This is a genomic window from Streptomyces sp. TAA204 (genome assembly GCF_000424965.1).
On record NZ_AUKW01000003.1, the window covers coordinates 232,067 to 248,217 of the forward strand.

Annotated in this window: 14 protein-coding genes and 1 pseudogene; 7 read left to right on the forward strand and 8 right to left on the reverse strand. The window is 70.3% G+C overall.

The features are described 5' to 3' along the window. Nucleotides 1–81 precede the first annotated feature (81 nt). Nucleotides 82–721, forward strand: a pseudogene (locus H343_RS29230) (M15 family metallopeptidase). Here H343_RS29230 and H343_RS29235 read toward each other — a convergent pair. After that, nucleotides 697–1,491, reverse strand: coding sequence for a class I SAM-dependent methyltransferase (locus H343_RS29235; RefSeq protein WP_037902694.1), 795 nt, complete (start codon nucleotides 1,489–1,491; stop codon nucleotides 697–699). The pseudogene H343_RS29230 and the gene H343_RS29235 overlap by 25 nt on opposite strands. A gap of 236 nt (nucleotides 1,492–1,727) precedes the next feature. Then, nucleotides 1,728–2,210 (reverse strand): GNAT family N-acetyltransferase, encoded by a 483-nt coding sequence (locus H343_RS0106725; RefSeq protein WP_028430518.1) that lies wholly within the window; start codon nucleotides 2,208–2,210, stop codon nucleotides 1,728–1,730. A 632-nt stretch (nucleotides 2,211–2,842) separates the two neighbouring features. Here H343_RS0106725 and H343_RS29240 point away from each other — a divergent pair. After that, nucleotides 2,843–3,916 (forward strand): nitroreductase/quinone reductase family protein, encoded by a 1,074-nt coding sequence (locus H343_RS29240; RefSeq protein WP_486586807.1) that lies wholly within the window; start codon nucleotides 2,843–2,845, stop codon nucleotides 3,914–3,916. A gap of 188 nt (nucleotides 3,917–4,104) precedes the next feature. On the opposite strand, the gene H343_RS0106735 is transcribed toward H343_RS29240, so the two are convergent. Then, on the reverse strand, nucleotides 4,105–4,464 hold the full coding sequence (locus H343_RS0106735) for a DUF1304 domain-containing protein (protein WP_028430519.1): 360 nt from the start codon (nucleotides 4,462–4,464) through the stop codon (nucleotides 4,105–4,107). A gap of 105 nt (nucleotides 4,465–4,569) precedes the next feature. Between H343_RS0106735 and H343_RS0106740 the strand changes: the two genes are divergently transcribed. Further along, nucleotides 4,570–5,031, forward strand: a complete 462-nt coding sequence (locus H343_RS0106740; protein ID WP_028430520.1) for a winged helix-turn-helix transcriptional regulator — start codon at nucleotides 4,570–4,572, stop codon at nucleotides 5,029–5,031. A gap of 104 nt (nucleotides 5,032–5,135) precedes the next feature. Here H343_RS0106740 and H343_RS0106745 read toward each other — a convergent pair whose 3' ends face one another. The 3 genes from H343_RS0106745 to H343_RS0106755 form a co-directional block, all read right to left on the reverse strand. Then, nucleotides 5,136–6,227 carry a restriction endonuclease gene (locus H343_RS0106745; RefSeq protein ID WP_028430521.1) on the reverse strand — a complete coding sequence of 364 codons (1,092 nt, stop codon included), beginning with the start codon at nucleotides 6,225–6,227 and terminating at the stop codon, nucleotides 5,136–5,138. 154 nt (nucleotides 6,228–6,381) lie between these two features. Beyond that, nucleotides 6,382–6,819, reverse strand: a complete 438-nt coding sequence (locus H343_RS0106750; RefSeq protein WP_037902696.1) for a GNAT family N-acetyltransferase — start codon at nucleotides 6,817–6,819, stop codon at nucleotides 6,382–6,384. Nucleotides 6,820–7,083: 264 nt separating this feature from the next. Further along, nucleotides 7,084–7,533: a MarR family transcriptional regulator gene (locus H343_RS0106755; RefSeq protein WP_028430523.1), complete on the reverse strand. Its 450-nt coding sequence runs from the start codon at nucleotides 7,531–7,533 to the stop codon at nucleotides 7,084–7,086. Nucleotides 7,534–7,740: 207 nt separating this feature from the next. On the opposite strand from H343_RS0106755, the gene H343_RS0106760 reads away from it, so the two are divergent. From H343_RS0106760 to H343_RS29245, 4 genes are all read left to right on the forward strand, one after another. Continuing rightward, nucleotides 7,741–8,997, forward strand: a complete 1,257-nt coding sequence (locus H343_RS0106760; protein ID WP_028430524.1) for an MFS transporter — start codon at nucleotides 7,741–7,743, stop codon at nucleotides 8,995–8,997. A gap of 272 nt (nucleotides 8,998–9,269) precedes the next feature. After that, nucleotides 9,270–10,004 carry a haloacid dehalogenase-like hydrolase gene (locus H343_RS0106765; RefSeq protein WP_078505103.1) on the forward strand — a complete coding sequence of 245 codons (735 nt, stop codon included), beginning with the start codon at nucleotides 9,270–9,272 and terminating at the stop codon, nucleotides 10,002–10,004. 193 nt (nucleotides 10,005–10,197) lie between these two features. Continuing rightward, nucleotides 10,198–11,877, forward strand: coding sequence for a globin domain-containing protein (locus H343_RS0106770; RefSeq protein ID WP_078505105.1), 1,680 nt, complete (start codon nucleotides 10,198–10,200; stop codon nucleotides 11,875–11,877). 79 nt (nucleotides 11,878–11,956) lie between these two features. Continuing rightward, complete coding sequence (locus H343_RS29245) at nucleotides 11,957–13,177, forward strand: pyridoxamine 5'-phosphate oxidase family protein (protein ID WP_486586808.1); 1,221 nt, start codon at nucleotides 11,957–11,959, stop codon at nucleotides 13,175–13,177. Between the two features lie 52 nt (nucleotides 13,178–13,229). Here the strand turns inward: H343_RS29245 and H343_RS0106780 are convergent, their stop codons facing one another. Next, entirely contained in the window at nucleotides 13,230–13,754 is a 525-nt protein-coding gene (locus tag H343_RS0106780) for an NUDIX domain-containing protein (protein WP_028430527.1), read from the reverse strand. Nucleotides 13,755–14,203: 449 nt separating this feature from the next. Continuing rightward, nucleotides 14,204–16,036: a phosphomethylpyrimidine synthase ThiC gene (thiC, locus tag H343_RS0106785; RefSeq protein ID WP_028430528.1), complete on the reverse strand. Its 1,833-nt coding sequence runs from the start codon at nucleotides 16,034–16,036 to the stop codon at nucleotides 14,204–14,206. Nucleotides 16,037–16,151: the final 115 nt, after the last annotated feature.

Sequence of the window (16,151 nt, forward strand, 5' to 3'; positions counted from 1 at the left end):
GGTGTTCTCGCTTCGGCGCGGAGACCGTCGAGGTGGGGCGCAGGGCCACGAGAGGATTTCGTCATGACTTAGATCGTTCTGATGTCCGACCCCAGGGTCGCAGCTGTGCCTGTCCAGGAGTGCGGTGAACGGCTCGTGGCTGTACGGGGAGATGGCCCCCTGCTGGTCGACGAGCGGAAAGCGTCAGGACTCCGCTGGTGCCTTCGCCCACCTCCGGGAAGGAGTGCTCGACCGCCTCCTCGAAGCACATGCACAACTACCTCAAGGGGTGCGGCTGCTGTTCGTCGAGGGCTACCGCCCGCCGTCTCTTCAGCGCCACTACTTCAACGAATACGCCGCCCGGCTGCGGGCCCGCAATCCGGAATGGCCGGCCGGACAGGTGCGCTCAGCAGCCAGCCGTTACGTGTCCCCGCCCGAGGTCGCACCGCACTGCGCCGGGGCGGCCGTTGACGTGACGCTCGCCGACGACGACGGCCATGAACTCGACATGGGCACCCGTATGAATGCGACTCCTGAGGAGAGTGCGGGTGCCTGCTACACGCAGGCCGGCAACATCGGCGAAGACGCCCGCTCCCACCGGGACATCCTGAGTGCCGCGCTCACCGCTGTCGGCCTGGTCAACTACCCCACCGAGTGGTGGCACTGGTCCTACGGAGACCGCTACTGGGCCATGGCAACAGGAGCGACGGCAGCCCGCTACGGGCCCATGGATCTCGCCTGACCGTCCGGGCCCGCACCCGACGGCGGTACTTCGAGGACGAAGAACAGGAAGCAGGCCTTTGTCGAAAGGTCATGGAACTCGTCGGGGAACAGCTCACGGGCGGCGGGGTCGGGCTGCGGCTCGCTGATGGCGGAAAGCCGGAAACCGGCGGTGGTGAAGGCATCGGTCATCGCGTGCAACGGCTTGCGCCAGAACCTGATCGGGACGGACTGTCCGTTGAACGTCCAGTCGAAGGTGTAGCTGGTGGTCGCGAAGTAGTCCGGCCGAGGCTCCTGAAACGTGTAGGCCACGAAAGGGTGCTCCACCGATACGATCAGCCGGCCGCCGGGTCTCAGCACCCGCCGCAACTCGGCAAGCGTCGGCCCCCAGTCCTCCAGGTAGTGCAGCACCAGCGAGGCGACCACGTCGTCGAACGCACCGTCGTCGAACGGCAGGCGGTCGCTGAGGTCGGCCACGTGCAGGGCCGCGTCGTCACCGAGCCGCCGCCTCGCCAGCGCCACCATCCCGGCGCTGGCGTCGATGCCGGTGACGACCGCACCGCGGTCGCGCAGCGCAGCGGACAGTGGGCCCGAGCCGCAACCGGCGTCCAGGATCCGACGGCCGTCGACGTCGCCGGCGAGGGCCAGCATCGCGGGCCGCTCGTAGTAGGCGTTCACGAGATTGTTCTCGTTCTCCGCCGAATATCCCTCGGCGAAGCTGTCGTAGTCGTTGGAAGGGGCGGGACCGGCAGGCCGGGTGAGATCTCCGCACCCGTCGGTTGACCGTTCCATCGTCGCAGCCTAGTGGTCAGATGACCCGCCGGGCGGTCGTCTCATGGTGAAGCCGCCCGGAACCTCGGCCGCAGTCTGCAGGGTCGGTGACCCAGGCCAATCGGCTGAGCATCTGGGCCGCCACTTGATCCAACGCGCCGGGCCGAGACGCTTAACGCAGCCGCTTCGTGCAGCGCGTGGATCGCCTCTGCGGGCCGCCGGCCACGGCACCCTCAGCCACCAGGGATCGCTGCCTGTCAGCAAAGGCGTTTCACCATCACCAGTTCTCTGGCCCCCTCGTCGGAGGCGAGATCGTCGAGCGTTCCGGAGAGGACGAAACCGTGGCGTCGATACAGCGCCACGGCAGGCTCGTTGTCCGGAAGCACGGACAGGTTCAACGTGGTGGCGCCCGAATGCCGGGCCCACGACTCGACCGCGACGACGAGGAGGTCTCCGACGCCGCGGCCCCGAACCTCGGGGCTGACCCATACCGACCTCAGTTCACAGCCGTCGCGCCCAAGAGGAAGCCCACTGGCCAGGCCCACGGTCTGCCCAGGCAGAACCGCGACGACGTTGTGAGCAGCGGGCATGGCCAGACGCGCACGCCACCGTTCCTCCCCACCGCAGCCCCAGTCCTCGAGGCGGGACTTGAAGGAGCGCGGAGCCTCAGCGAGCGCAGCGAGACGAACGTCCCGCCACAGCGCCCAGTCGTCAGTCGTCAGAACTTGCAGACGCACCATGCGAGGAGTCTGCCGTGACGTCCGGGGAACCTCTCGACCACCCGTTGAAGAAATGGCACCGGCCTGAGAATCAACGGATTCGACGAACTCGACGGACCCAGCTGCTCCCCTGCACGCCGGGCCGGACATCACGCCTGTGCGCACCGCGGGGAGCGAGAGTACGTACGGTCGCAGGCCGGTGGGTGTGCGTTGACAGAAGTTCGGCCGATGTCTGTAATGGGCGGTGTGTCGCGTGACGCCGACCAAAGAGCAGTGGGCCGGTCGGCGGTTGTGCGGCACCTTTCACCAGGGGGCGATGCCGTGAGTTCCAACTCCGCACCTTGCGTCTGACGTGAGCGCCCGCGCGCGCCGTCCCCTGCTCCGCGCGGTGCCCGGCACCGTTTCCTGACGCCGGTCTCCGCGCTTCCAGACGGCACCGACTCTCTGCCGTGCGCTGTCCGGACGCTGTGCGCCCGGACGCTGTCCGGACGCTGTGCGCCCGGACGCTGTCCGGACGCTGTGCGTCCGGTCCGCGATGCCGTCCGTCTCCGGGCCGGGGGCCTTCCGCGCGTGTGCGCGTTCCGTGCTGTGACGCAGCACTGCAATCCACCGTCACCGCGGCCGCCGCGGATCAAGGCCTGTTTGGAGATCGAATGCCCATGCCCACACTGTTCAACAAATCCGTCATCGAGGAGTTCAGAGCCAACGGGGGGAAGGTCGGCGGTCCCTTCGAAGGCGGTGACCTGCTTCTGCTCACCACCACAGGGGCGAAGTCCGGCGCCGAGCACACCGTTCCGCTCGGTTACGTGCGCGAGGACGGACTGCTGCTCGTGGTCGGTTCCGCGGGTGGTGCGCACCGCCACCCCGCCTGGTACCACAACCTGCTGGTCCATCCCATGGTGCAGGTGGAGATCGGCACCGAATCCTTCGGCGCTGTCGCCGTCCCCGCCGAAGGCACGCGGCGCGACCGGCTGTTCGAGCAGGTGGTGCGTGCCGTGCCGGGATACGGGGACTATCAGGCGCAGACGGGACGCACCATCCCGGTGGTGGCCCTCGAGCGGTCCGAGCCGGAGGCCGGGGAAAACGCCGAAGAAGCAGCGAACCTCGCCGAGAAGCTGGTGGAGATCCACACGTGGCTGCGCTCGCAGCTGGCGCACGTACGGAGCGAGGCCGACGCTCACTTCGCGGCACGCGCCGCCGACGAGTTCTCCGGTCCGGGCCCTGCGCCGGTGCTGAGCCTGGGCCTTCAACTGCGGCAGCACTGCCTGGCGTTCTGCGAGTCGCTGGAATTCCACCACAGCAGCGAGGACGCGCACGTCTTCCCGGCCCTCGCCGCCCAGTACCCGCATCTGGCAGGCGCCTTCGAACGGCTCCGCGACGAGCACCGTACGGTCGCCCGCATCCAGGGCGAACTGCTCGCGCTGCTCTCGGGAATCGGCACGGCCGACCCGACGGCCTTCCGTACGGAGCTGGAGCGGATGTCGCAGCAGCTGACGGCGCATCTCGACTACGAGGAGGAGTCGCTCCTTCCCGTGCTGGCCGGCATCCCCCTGCCTTCCGGGCCGCCCGCCACGGCTGGGGACACGGCTGGGGCCACGACTGGAGACACGACTGGAGACACGACTGGAGACACGGCTGGGGACACGGCTGGGGACACGGCTGGGGACACAACTGGGGACACAACTGGGGACGGGGAAGGCGACGGCCGGGCCGCCGCCCCCGTGTGACCGAGCCCGTGGAGCGGCACGCCCGCGTCCGGGAGCTGCTGGTGAGCGCCCCGTGCCTCCGGGCTGCGCGCCCCCTCCCCTCGCCCCGGCTCCGGCCGGGTCGGGGCGAGGCGAGGCGAGGGGACGGTCGTCGGGGTGCAGGCGCTCACCCCGCGAGCTGATCCGGACCGGGTGGCCGGCGGCCGCATTCAGGCTGCGAGGACGAGAGCGAGGGCGGCTGCGGCGGGCAGGGCCTGGATCCACAGGATGCGACGGCTGACGGTGAGGGAGCCGTAGATCCCGGCGACGATCACACAGCACAGGAAGAAGACCCGCACCTGCGGGCCAGTCGGGTCGGCTGCGAACAGGCCCCAGGCCAGGCCCGCTGCCAGAAAGCCGTTGTAGAGCCCCTGGTTGGCGGCGAGCGGTGCCGACTCGTCGGCGAACTCCGGTGACGTGCCGAAGATTTCCCGGCCGCGCGGTGTGCGCCACAGAAACATCTCCAGTATCAGAAAGCCCATGTGGAGCACGGCGACCAGGGCGACGAGCGAGAGAGCGGCGGTGTGCACGAAGTCCTCCGGAAACAGGGTGGGTTGGATTTCGCAACCCACTGAACGCGAGGAAGGTAGCACATAGGTTTGCTTTTCCAACCATCCCCGGGTTGGATTGCCGTCATGGCGAGGAGAGAGACGAACCCGCGGGAGTGTTCGCTGGCGTCGGCGCTCAACGTGGTCGGTGAGAAGTGGTCACTGCTGGCGCTGCGCGAGGTGTTCTACGGCGTGCACCGCTTCGACGGCATTGTCCGCAACACGGGAGCCCCGCGCGACGTCCTCGCCGCCCGTCTGCGCACTCTCGTCGACGGTGGCGTGCTGCGGCGCGTGCGCTACTCCGAGCGCCCCCCACGTGACGAGTACCACCTCACGCAGGCCGGGCAGGAACTCGCGCCCGCCATGCTGGGACTGATGCGCTGGGGGATGCGGTGGGCGCCGGGTGCTCCCACCAGCACGACGGCCTTCACCCACGACTGCGGAGGTCCGCTGGACGCGGGTATCGTCTGCGGCGCCTGCGGGGAGGCGGTCACCGGCGGGAAGGTCCAGCTCCCCGACACCGGGGCGGATTCCTCGGAGGGCATCTGACGGACCGACGGAAGGACGCACGGACCGGCTTCCAACGTCGCGGCGCCGGACGTCCCGTCCGACGCCGCACGTCCCGTCCCCGTCCCCGTCCCCGTCGCCTCAGCTCACCTCAGCACGTGGAGTTTCGCGCCGCTGTTCCATGCTTCGAGCAGGCCGCGGTGAACGGCGGTCACTCCGTGACGCGCGGCGACCAGCAGCGCCTCCCGGGTGAAGGGCACCGTGGCGACCAACAGGGCCACGTCCGCGCTGTGTTGCCGCTCGGCCGTGCCGGCGAAGCCCTGTACCTCGCCGCCGGTGATGTGCCCACTCCCGGTGCGCCCCCTGCAACGGACGACGAGGCGGCGACCGTCCGCCGTGTGTCCGAGGATGTCCGCACCGGCGCCGCCGTGCCCGTCCGTGACGGTGACCTGCTCGCACCCGTCTCGCCGGCACAGCCATGCGACGTGCTGCTCGAACTCCCGCGTGCTCATCGCGTCGAGCGCCGCCATCGGACCCGATGCTTCACGCTGGCGCAGCACGCGACGGAGGCGGGCCGTCTCCGCTTCGCTCTCCGCCAGCCTCCGGCGCAGTTCACTGTCGGATTGGATCGCGTGGTTCAGGAGAGGCACGACGGAACGTGCGATGACGCCGCGTACGGTGCTCTGCACGATCTCCCGCACACGATCCTCGTCCACTGTGCGCTGTGACTGCTGCTGTTCGGCGAGGGTCTGCGCGATGCGGTTGTCCAGCCATTCGATGAGGCTGTGGATAACCGAGTTGTCCACAGGTGCCGTGCTGCGGGCGGTGCGGCCGGCCTGTTCGGCGTCGAGCAGATACGTGCGGATGCGCCGGGCGACGTCGCTGTCACGGAGCAGCATCGCGACGTTGAGGACCGCGCGGCGGCTGAACAGTGTGAGGTTGGACCGAGGTTGTGGATAACTTTCGGGATAGAGAGACAGAGTGTCTCTCTTGAAGCGTTCCAGCTCAGAGCCGCGCAACGTACGCATGCCGTTCTCGCTGAGCTCCTCGCGGTGGCGTTGCATCAGCCTGTTGACGACACGCTCGCCGACTTCGAAGTACGTGGCCACCATCCGTGTGGTCACGTGCAAGCCGTCGGGCAGCAGCGAGAGCAGCTTGACCTTGTCGAGCGCCTCGGTGCGTTCCGCGACGGACTCGCGCAGCGTCTGTGATTCCAGCAGTGCGCCTTCGTGCACCATGTGACATCCCTCCCCGCCAGGTGCGGACCTGGACCCGGGTGGGCATCTCCGGTGACCCCACCCCTTGTGGGATCAACGAGACTGATGATGTGAAGGCACGCGCGAATTGCGTGCGTTCATGCGATTCCGGAAGCCGGATGTGCAGGCGCAGCGCTCACAGCTGCATCTTGAAGCCCAGGTGCGAGGCCTCGAACCCGAGCCGTTCGTAGAAGCGGTGGGCGTCGATGCGGGTGGCGTCCGTGGTGAGCTGGACAATCGCACATCCCAGGCGCCGGGCCTCTGTGATGGCCCACTCGATCAGCTCGCTGCCAAGCCCGCAGCCGCGTGCGTCGCCGTGGATCCGGACGGCCTCGATCAGGGCGCGGGTCGACCCCTGCCGGGACAGGCCGGGGATGACGGTCAGTTGGAGCGTGCCGATGGTGCGGCCGTCGCGCTCGGCGACGACGAGGTGCTGGTTCGGGTCGGCGTCGATGCGTTCGAAGGCCGGGAGGTAGCTGTCCGGGTCGTCGGGGCTCTCGCGGCGGGCGCCGAGAGGGTCGTCGGCGAGCATGGCGACGACGGCCGGGACGTCGGCTGAAGTGGCGCGGCGCATCGTGATCGGCGTCGGCTCCTGTGCCGCTGAGGGGGGCGACGACGGTGACGAGGACGGTGACGGGGTGCCGGTGCTCATGATCGCAGCTTACGCCCCGGTTTTGGCCAGAGGTTGGGCTCGCTCGGAAAGTGCACAAGCGGGTGGGTGTGCGGGGATGGCGGCCGGTTTCGCCTCGGCCCCTTCACCTCGGCCCCTTCACCTGGCCCCTTGGCCTCAGCCCTTTCGCCCCGGTCCCGTTCACCGCGGCCGGCGTCTCCGCCCCTTTCACCGTGTCGGCTCCAGTGCCCGTACGGCCCGCACCAGGGGCGCCAGTTCGGTGCGCTTTTCGGCCGTGTCCAGGGCGGCGCCGAGGGCGGTGTCGTTCGTGGGACGTGCGGCGTCGAGCAGGGCGTGGCCCGCGTCGGTGACGTTGGTGTAGATGCCGCGCCGGTCGTCGGGGCAGAGGTAGCGGGTGAGCAGTCCGCGCTCCTCGAGCCGGTTGACGAGCCGGGTGGTGGCGCTCTGGCTGAGGACCACGGCGTCCGCGAGCTGGTTCATGCGGAAGTGGCCGCCCTCGCCGTCGTGTTGCTCGCTGAGTACGTCGAGCACGGAGAACTCCCGCACGCTCAGGCCGTGTTCCGCCTGCAGTGCGCGTTCGATGTGCGCCTCGATGCGGCCGTGCAGTGCGGACAGTGCGCACCAGCCCTGGGCGAGGCCGGGGTCCCGTCGTGTCATCGCTCGTCTTCTCCCTCTCCTCGGTGGCCGGTGCCGGTGCCGGTGCCGGCACCGGTGGCCTGGTGCCTTGTGCCTGGTGCCGGTGGCGCGTGTCGGTACCCCAGGGTAGTCCAGTCTCGAAATAGCCCGCGTTTGCATTTATAGCGCGTCTGCAATTAATGTCTGCGCCGGTTTACGACGGACGCAAGCAATCGTGAAGGGTTCACCATGCCGCTCGCACTACTGGCGCTGGCTGTCGGCGCTTTCGGGATCGGAACCACGGAGTTCGTGATCATGGGCCTGCTGCCCGACGTCGCGGACGACTTCGGGGTCTCCGTCCCCACCGCCGGATACCTGGCCACCGGCTATGCCCTCGGCGTCGTCGTCGGGGCGCCCCTGCTCGCCGTGCTGGGCACACGCGTCCCGCGCAAGCGGATGCTGATGCTGCTGATGGGCCTGTTCATCGCGGGCAACGTCGTCTCCGCCGCCGCACCCGTGTTCTCCGTGATGCTCGCCGGCCGCGTCATCGCCTCGCTCACGCACGGCGCCTTCTTCGGCATCGGCTCGATCGTCGCCGCGGGCCTGGTCGCACCGCACCGGAAGGCGGCGGCCATCTCGATGATGTTCACGGGGCTGACGGTCGCCAACGTCGTCGGCGTACCGATGGGCACCCTGCTGGGGCAGGAGGCGGGGTGGCGCGTCACGTTCGCCGCCGTCGCCGGGCTCGGGGTGCTCGGGCTGACCGGCATCGCCGCGCTCGTACCGGACGGCGAGGCACCGGAGCCGGAGGGGGCGCCGGCCGGCGTCTCCCGTATCCGGAGCGAACTGGCCGCCTTCCGTAACGTGCAGGTGCTGCTCGCCATGGCGATGACGGTTCTCGGCTTCGGCGGGGTCTTCGCGGCCATCACCTACATCGCCCCGATGATGACCGACGCCGCGGGCTTCGCCGACTCCTCCGTCACCTGGCTTCTGGTGCTCTTCGGGCTCGGCATGGTGGCGGGCAACCTCGTCGGCGGACGGCTCGCCGACCGTGCGCTGATGCCGCTGCTGTTCATCGCGCTGTCCGCGCTCGCCCTGGTGCTGGCATTGTTCGTCTTCACGGCGTACGACAAGGCCGCCGCGGCGGTGACGCTGCCGCTCGTCGGAGCCTTCGGTTTCGCGACCGTGCCGCCGCTGCAGAAGCGCGTCCTCGATCAGACGGCCGACGCCCCCACGCTCGCCTCCGCCGTCAACATCGGCGCCTTCAACCTCGGCAACGCCCTCGCCGCCTGGCTCGGCGGGCTCGTGCTGGACGCCGGAGGCGGCCCCACCTCCCCGAACTGGGTGGGCGCGCTGCTCGCGGGCTCCGCGCTGGTCCTGGCCGTGGTCTCCGCGCTCCTGGAGCGGCGCGGTACCGCCGCGGCCCCGTCCGTACGCGGCGCCGTCGCACCGGACCCGGACCGTTCGTACGCCGCCCGAGGTGTGCAGCCCAGCGCGACGGAGTAGGCCGCGAAGTGGCAGGCGGCGTCCCCCGGGAGGTCGGGTGCGGTGCGGAACTTGAGGGTGCAGTCGTGGTCGCCGGTCAGTCCGGCGGGGCGCAGCCACGTCTTAGGGCCGCCGTGGGGTGCGTCGACGTCGAAGCGGATCTCGCCGGCAGTGCGGGCGCCGGAACCTCGGAAGCTGTGGCATGCCTCACAGGTCGAACTCCCGGCGCGGGCAGCCGCTTCGGGCGGGAGCACCCGGGCGTACCGGCGCACTGCTCGTCCTACGATCGGTGTATGGCCCCGCCTCCTCCGCCTTCTCTGCCGCCTTCCCCGCCTTCCCCGCCTTCCCGGGCCCGGTTGCGCCGGCCCCGGCTCCATCTCTTCGACCTGGACGGGACGTTGATCCACGGCTCGTCCGCCGCGCTGGAGATTTCGCGGCAGCTCGGCCTGGAAACCGAGATCCGTGAGCTCGAAGTCGCCTTCGCGGCGGGAAGAATGACGCCCCCGGATTTCGCCGTACGTGCCTGCGCACTGTGGTCGCAGCTGACGGAGGATCATGTCGACGCGGCGTTCGCGGGAGCGCCCTGGCTGGCCGGGATTCGTGAGGTGTGGGAGCGGATACGGCAGGACGGGGAGCGCTGCGCCGTCATCTCGCTCTCCCCGGATTTCTTCGTCGGCCGGCTGCTCCGCGAGGCTCCGCCGTCCCCCGCCGGCTCCGCGGGGCAGGGAGCGGACGCCGCGTACGGGTCGCGGTGGCCCGCGGTTCCCTTCCGGGAGCCGGTCGATCCGTCGGGGATTCTCTCGGCGGCGGCGAAGGTGCGGATAGCGGACGAACTCTGCGCCGAATTCGGTGTGTCGAGGGCCGACTGTGTGGCGTACGGCGACTCGATGTCGGACGCGGAGTTGTTCGCGGCGGTCCCTGTGTCGGTGGCCGTGAATGCCGACCGGCATGTGCAGGGGCTGGCTTCCCGGGAATACCTGGGAAATGATCTTCGTGAGGCTTACGGACTTGTCGCCTCCGGCCGGTAACCGACATCCGTGGCTCTGATCACGTCATTCGCTCTCGCCGAGCACGGGACTTGTGCGACGAAGTGATAACGGTATGGTCGAGTCCGCATCGTGCGGTACGGCAATCAACGCGCGACGGTGTCAGGGGGTTGGAGCACGAGTCCGGATGCGCGACCGCGCGGATTGTCCGTAAGAGTTCGAGGCGAGGCAGACCATGACGACCACATCGGCCGGCAACGGTCCGTCCGCAGGGGACGGCGGAAGAGACGACGGCGACTGGGGATGGTTCACTCCCCCCAAGGCGCAGACAGACCGTCCGGCCGCCGAGGAGGACGCCCGGCGCGAGGACGCCCGGCGCGAGGACGGCCAGGAAGAGGCCGCAGGGCCCGGCCGTTCGCGGAGCGCGGTACGTCCGGTCGGTTCGGGCGCCGCCAGGGCCCGTCAGGGACAGCCCCCTCAGCCGCCGAACGCTCCCATGCGGCAGCCGTACCAGCCCCAGCCCGCACAGCCGCAGGCGGAGCAGCCGTACCAGCCCCGACAGCCGCAGCCGCCGTACGGGCAGCCGCCCGGCCCCGGGCACCCCGCGCCCGGACACCCCGGCACCGGCCACGACTCCGTCGGGGGCTTCGAGACGGCGCGCGAACATCCCGCCCTCTCCCCGCAGTCGGCGCCCCAGCAGCCGCATCACCACCAGCCGGACGCTCCGCCGCACGACGACGCCTTCGCCCCGGACCCGGCGGTGACGGACGGCGTCGAGTCCCGCGACGCGATGCTGATCCGGCTCACCATGGAAGAGGTGGAGCCGTCCGCCGACGCGGCCACCGCGTACTTCTACGCACTGCTCTTCGTCCAGCACCCGCAGCTGCGTGAGCTCTTCCCCGCCTCGATGGACAGTCAGCGCGACCGCCTCTTCAGGGCGCTGCTCACCGCCGTGCGGCTCGCCGACGACCCGGACGTACTCTCCCGCTACCTGTCCGGTCTGGGGCGCGGCCACCGCAAGTACGGCACGCTGCCCGAGCACTATCCGGCCGTGGGCGAGTGCCTGCTCGGTGCGCTCGCGCAGTACGCGCCCAACACCTGGAGCGCCGAGACGGAGGAAGCCTGGGTACGCGCGTACACGACCATCTCGCAGACCATGATCGACGCCGCCGCCGAGGACGAGATGCGCGCCCCGGCCTGGTGGAACGCCCAGATCGTCTCGCACGAGATGCGCACGCCGCACGTAGCCGTGATCACTCTCCGTCCCGACCAGCCGTACCCGTTCCTCGCCGGCCAGTACACGAGTGTGGAGACGCCCTGGTGGCCCCGGGTGTGGCGGCACTACTCCTTCGCGTCCGCCCCCCGCTCCGACGGGCTGCTCACCTTCCATGTGAAGGCGGTTCCGACAGGCTGGGTCTCCAGTGCGCTGGTGCACCGGGCACGCCCCGGCGACGTGCTGCGGCTCGGCCCGCCCGTGGGCAGCATGACCGTGGACCACGCCAACGGCAGCGGCCTGCTCTGCGTCGGCGGCGGAACGGGGATCGCCCCCGTCAAGGCGCTCGTCGAGGACGTCGTGCAGCACGGCAGGAGCCGGCCCGTCGACGTCTTCTACGGGGCGCCCAGCGAGCACGATCTCTACGACCTGGAGACGATGCTCCGCCTGGAGCAGCAGCACGGCTGGCTCACCGTACGTCCCGTCGTGGCGGGCGGTCCCGGACCGTCGACGGCGAACGCGCTCTCCGGTCAACTCCCGGACGCCGTGAGACAGTACGGTCCGTGGTCCTCCTATGTCGGCTATCTGTCGGGACCGCCGGGCCTGATCCGAAGCGGCGTCGAGGCGCTGGTGGAGTCGGGCGTACCCGCGAACCGGATACGGCACGACGCGGTCGCGGACCTGATCGTCAGCGGTGACTGAGGCTCCGGGCCAAGGCGCCCGGGAGCCCGCACCGCGCACAGCGTAAGCAGAAGCAGTGGAAGGGGAAGGGGTCAGCGCCGTGGCAGAGGCTGATGCGGCACATCCGTGGGATGGCCAGAACGTGCGTGCGCAGCACGGGCACGACGGTACGGCGCCGCAGTCGCCGGACCGTCACGACCGTACGGCCCCCGTGGGCGGCCCGGACCATGCGGCGCAGAACGGGCACGAGAGTGCGGCCGGCCGTACGGCCCGTCCCGGCAGTGAGGGTGAGCGGCGGCTGCAGCGCCGGCTCGGTACGTCCGAGCGGGCGGAGCGCTTCTACGACGAGCAGGTGCTGGACCATCTCAACGAGCGGATGTGCGAGTTCGTGCAGCGCCAGGAGATGTTCTTCCTGGCCACCGCGGACAGCCACGGGGAGTGCGACAGCACCTTCCGCGCCGGGCCGCCCGGTTTCCTCCAGGTGATCGACGACCGCACCCTGGTCTTCCCGGAGTACCGCGGCAACGGCGTGCACGCCAGCCTCGGCAACATCCAGGAGAACCCGCACCTGGGCATCATGCTGATCGACTTCACGCGGGCGCGCATCGGTCTGCACATCAACGGCCGTGCCACCACCGTCGAGGACGAGAAGATGCGCGGGATGTACCCGCATCTGCCCGAGGACCCGGTCCCGGGACGGCGGGCGCAGCTGTGGGTGCTCGTGGAGGTCGAGGAGGCCTACATCCACTGCGCCAAGCACATCCCGCAGTTGCAGAGGGCGCCCAAGCGCACGGCCCGCGACTGGGGCACGGACGACTACAAGCGCAAGGGCGGCGACTTCTTCGGCGCGGCCCGCGACGCACGTGAACGCGGTGCGGCCACCACCGGGACGACGGGGCGGGCCACTTCCGTCCCCGGCGAACCCTCCGCGGCCCCCGCCGGGGCACGGCCGGAGCCGTCTCCGGCGCAGGCGCCCGCCGGGGACGACGCGGCCGGGGCCGCTGCCGCACAGGAGGCGTGGACGGTTCCGGAGATGCCTCCGCCCCCGCCGGTGCCCTCCCTCTCCCTGGGCCGCGGCAGTCAGGGACCGGTCGCCGACCCGGCGTGGAGGCCGGACGCGCACCGTACGGGTCACGCGAGCACGACCGCCGCGGACGGGGCTTCGGGCGCCATCGCGGCGCGTGGCGCGGTCGGTTCGGCGCTGGACGTCGGCGGCACCGATCCCGACGACTGGCGGCAGGAGGCCGAACGTGCCCTCGCCGAGGCGCAGCGACGGGGCGAGGAGCGCGAACGCGGCACGTTCCAGGGCTGGTTCGGCTGAGCCGCGCGGCGGACGGGCCGGGGAGGACGCGGCCCGGCCGTGCGGCGCCGGTTCACCCCAGGTCGGGGGCGAGCAGCGACAGCACGCCCTCGATGTTCTTGTCGAGATAGCCGCTGAGCGCGGGCGGTACGAGTCCGACCGAGGCGATGCCCTCACGGGTGAAGGGCACGCGGACGAACTCGTACTCGCCGCAGGGCTCCTCCACTTCGGGACCGTGTCTGCGGCTCAGGTCCATCGAGGCGAGGCGGCAGACGAAGAAGTGCTGCACCTTCACACCCGTCTCACCGCTCCCGGTCGTGTGCGGGACCGTGTCGACGAACGCGGGGACGACGTCCGTCACCTTCGCGCCCAGTTCCTCGTCCACCTCGCGGTGCAGACCGTCGACGACGGTGGAGTCCACGCCCGGTTCGACCCCGCCGCCCGGGGTGATCCAGTAGGGCTCGCGTCCGGGCTTCGTGCGCTTGATCAGGATGAGGCGGGGAGGCTCGGCGCCCGGCCCGGCGGACCCGGAGGGGGCGCCGCCTTCCAGGAGGATGGCGCGGGCGGTGCGCTTGACCACGGGACGTTCATGGGCCATGGAGGAGGTCTGGCCCGCGAGGCGGTGGATCAAACACCGCAGTGAGCGCGAGGGGAGCGGTGGACCGGGGTCCGGGGCCCGGACGGGCCCGTACAGATGGATCACGACATCCCCGTCCCGCGTGACGAATATCTCCACAGAGCTAAGTCGATATTGTCGCGACGGTGACTGGACATTGACACACAGTCAACTACCCTGGGTTGAGCGGTTCTTCGCGCGTTGAACCGCGCCGGGCGGTTCGAGGCATGAGGGGGGAGCCTCGAACCGCCCTTGTGCGTGCGCCGGGGCCCGGGGGCGGCAGCCGCATCCCGTCGGGCGAGGCTCGAGCGTGGCTGGGGGAAGTGGCTGGGGGAGAGGCACCGCCGACGGCCCCTCGCGCAGTGCCGACAGCGCCTCTCCTCGCCCTCCTCGCCCTCCTCGCCGTCTTCGCCGTCTTCGCTTCTCCCCGGTCAGTCCGCCATCGGCAGGTAGACCTTGTTGCCCGACTCCGCGAACTCCTTCGACTTGGCGAGCATCCCTGCCCTGATCTCCTCCTCGCCGAGAGCGCCCTCCTGGGCCGCGTCCGGACCGAACTGCTCGTTGATGCTCCGACTGATCTTCATCGAGCAGAATTTCGGCCCGCACATCGAGCAGAAGTGCGCCGTCTTCGCCGGCTCCGCGGGAAGCGTCGCGTCGTGGAAGGCGCGGGCGGTGTCCGGGTCGAGGGCCAGGTTGAACTGGTCCTCCCACCGGAACTCGAAGCGGGCGTCCGACAGGGCGTCGTCCCAGACCTGCGCGCCCGGGTGGCCCTTGGCGAGGTCCGCCGCATGGGCCGCGATCTTGTACGTGATCACGCCCGTCTTGACGTCGTCCCGGTCGGGCAGGCCCAGGTGCTCCTTCGGCGTGACGTAGCAGAGCATCGCCGTGCCCCACCAGCCGATCATCGCCGCGCCGATGCCGCTGGTGATGTGGTCGTACCCGGGTGCCACATCGGTGGTGAGCGGGCCGAGGGTGTAGAAGGGCGCCTCCTCGCAGACCCTCTGCTGCCGGTCGACGTTCTCCTTGATCTTGTGCATCGGGACGTGGCCCGGGCCCTCGATCATGGTCTGCACGTCATGTGCCTTGGCGATGCGGTTGAGTTCGCCGAGGGTGTCCAGCTCCGCCATCTGCGCCTCGTCGTTGGCGTCGGCCACGGAGCCGGGGCGCAGACCGTCACCGAGGGAGAAGGTGACGTCGTAGGCGCGGAGGATCTCGCACAGTTCGGCGAAGTGCGTGTAGAGGAAGCTCTCCCGGTGGTGTGCGAGGCACCAGGCCGCCATGATGCTGCCGCCCCGCGAGACGATGCCGGTCTTGCGGCGCGCGGTCAGCGGCACGTAGCGCAGCAGTACGCCCGCGTGCACCGTCATGTAGTCGACGCCCTGCTCGCACTGCTCGACGACGGTGTCCCGGTAGACCTCCCAACTCAGCTCCTCCGCCCTGCCGTCCACCTTCTCCAGCGCCTGGTAGACGGGGACGGTGCCGATGGGCACGGGGGAGTTGCGCAGCACCCACTCCCGGGTGGTGTGGATGTTGCGGCCGGTGGAGAGGTCCATGACGGTGTCTGCGCCCCAGCGGGTCGCCCAGGTCATCTTCTCCACCTCCTCCTCGATGGAGGAGGTGACGGCGGAGTTGCCGATGTTGGCGTTGACCTTCACCAGGAAGTTCTTCCCGATGACCATCGGTTCGCTCTCGGGATGGTTGACGTTGGCGGGCAGCACGGCACGGCCCGCGGCGATCTCGTCCCGAACGAACTCGGGCGGGAGGCTCTCGCGCACCGCGGCGTACTCCATCTCGGGTGTGACAACGCCGCGTTTGGCGTAGGCGAGTTGGGAGACCGCGGTGCTGCCGCCGCCGGGGCCCGCGCGCCCGCGCCGCGGCCGGCGGGCACGTCCGGGGAAGACGGCGTCGAGGCCGTCGAGGCCGGCCGCGCCGTTCCCGGCCAGGGCGCCGCCGCGCGGTGTGGTGTGTTTGACCCCGTCGTCCTCGGGCCGCAGCGCACGGCCCGGGTACTCCTCGGTGTCGTCGCGTTCGATGATCCAGTTCTGGCGCAGCGGGGCCAGCCCGCGGCGCACGTCGGTGTCGATGGCGGGATCGGTGTACGGCCCGGACGTGTCGTACAGCGTCACGTCCCTGCCGTCGGTGAGGTGCACCCGGCGGACCGGGACCCGCAGGTCCGGGCGCGATCCGCTCAGATACCCCTTGTGCCACCCGGGTTCACGTGGCCCGGGGGCGGACGGGGGCATGTGTGCGTCCTGCATGGTCATGAGACCAACTCCCTACGCCGGCATTACCCGGTACAGGTTCGGCGGTCGACGCAAGCGATTCCGCCGCCGGTTCTCCCGGCGTGCGGAGGTCAGCGCCCTCTCAGCCCCGTGCTCG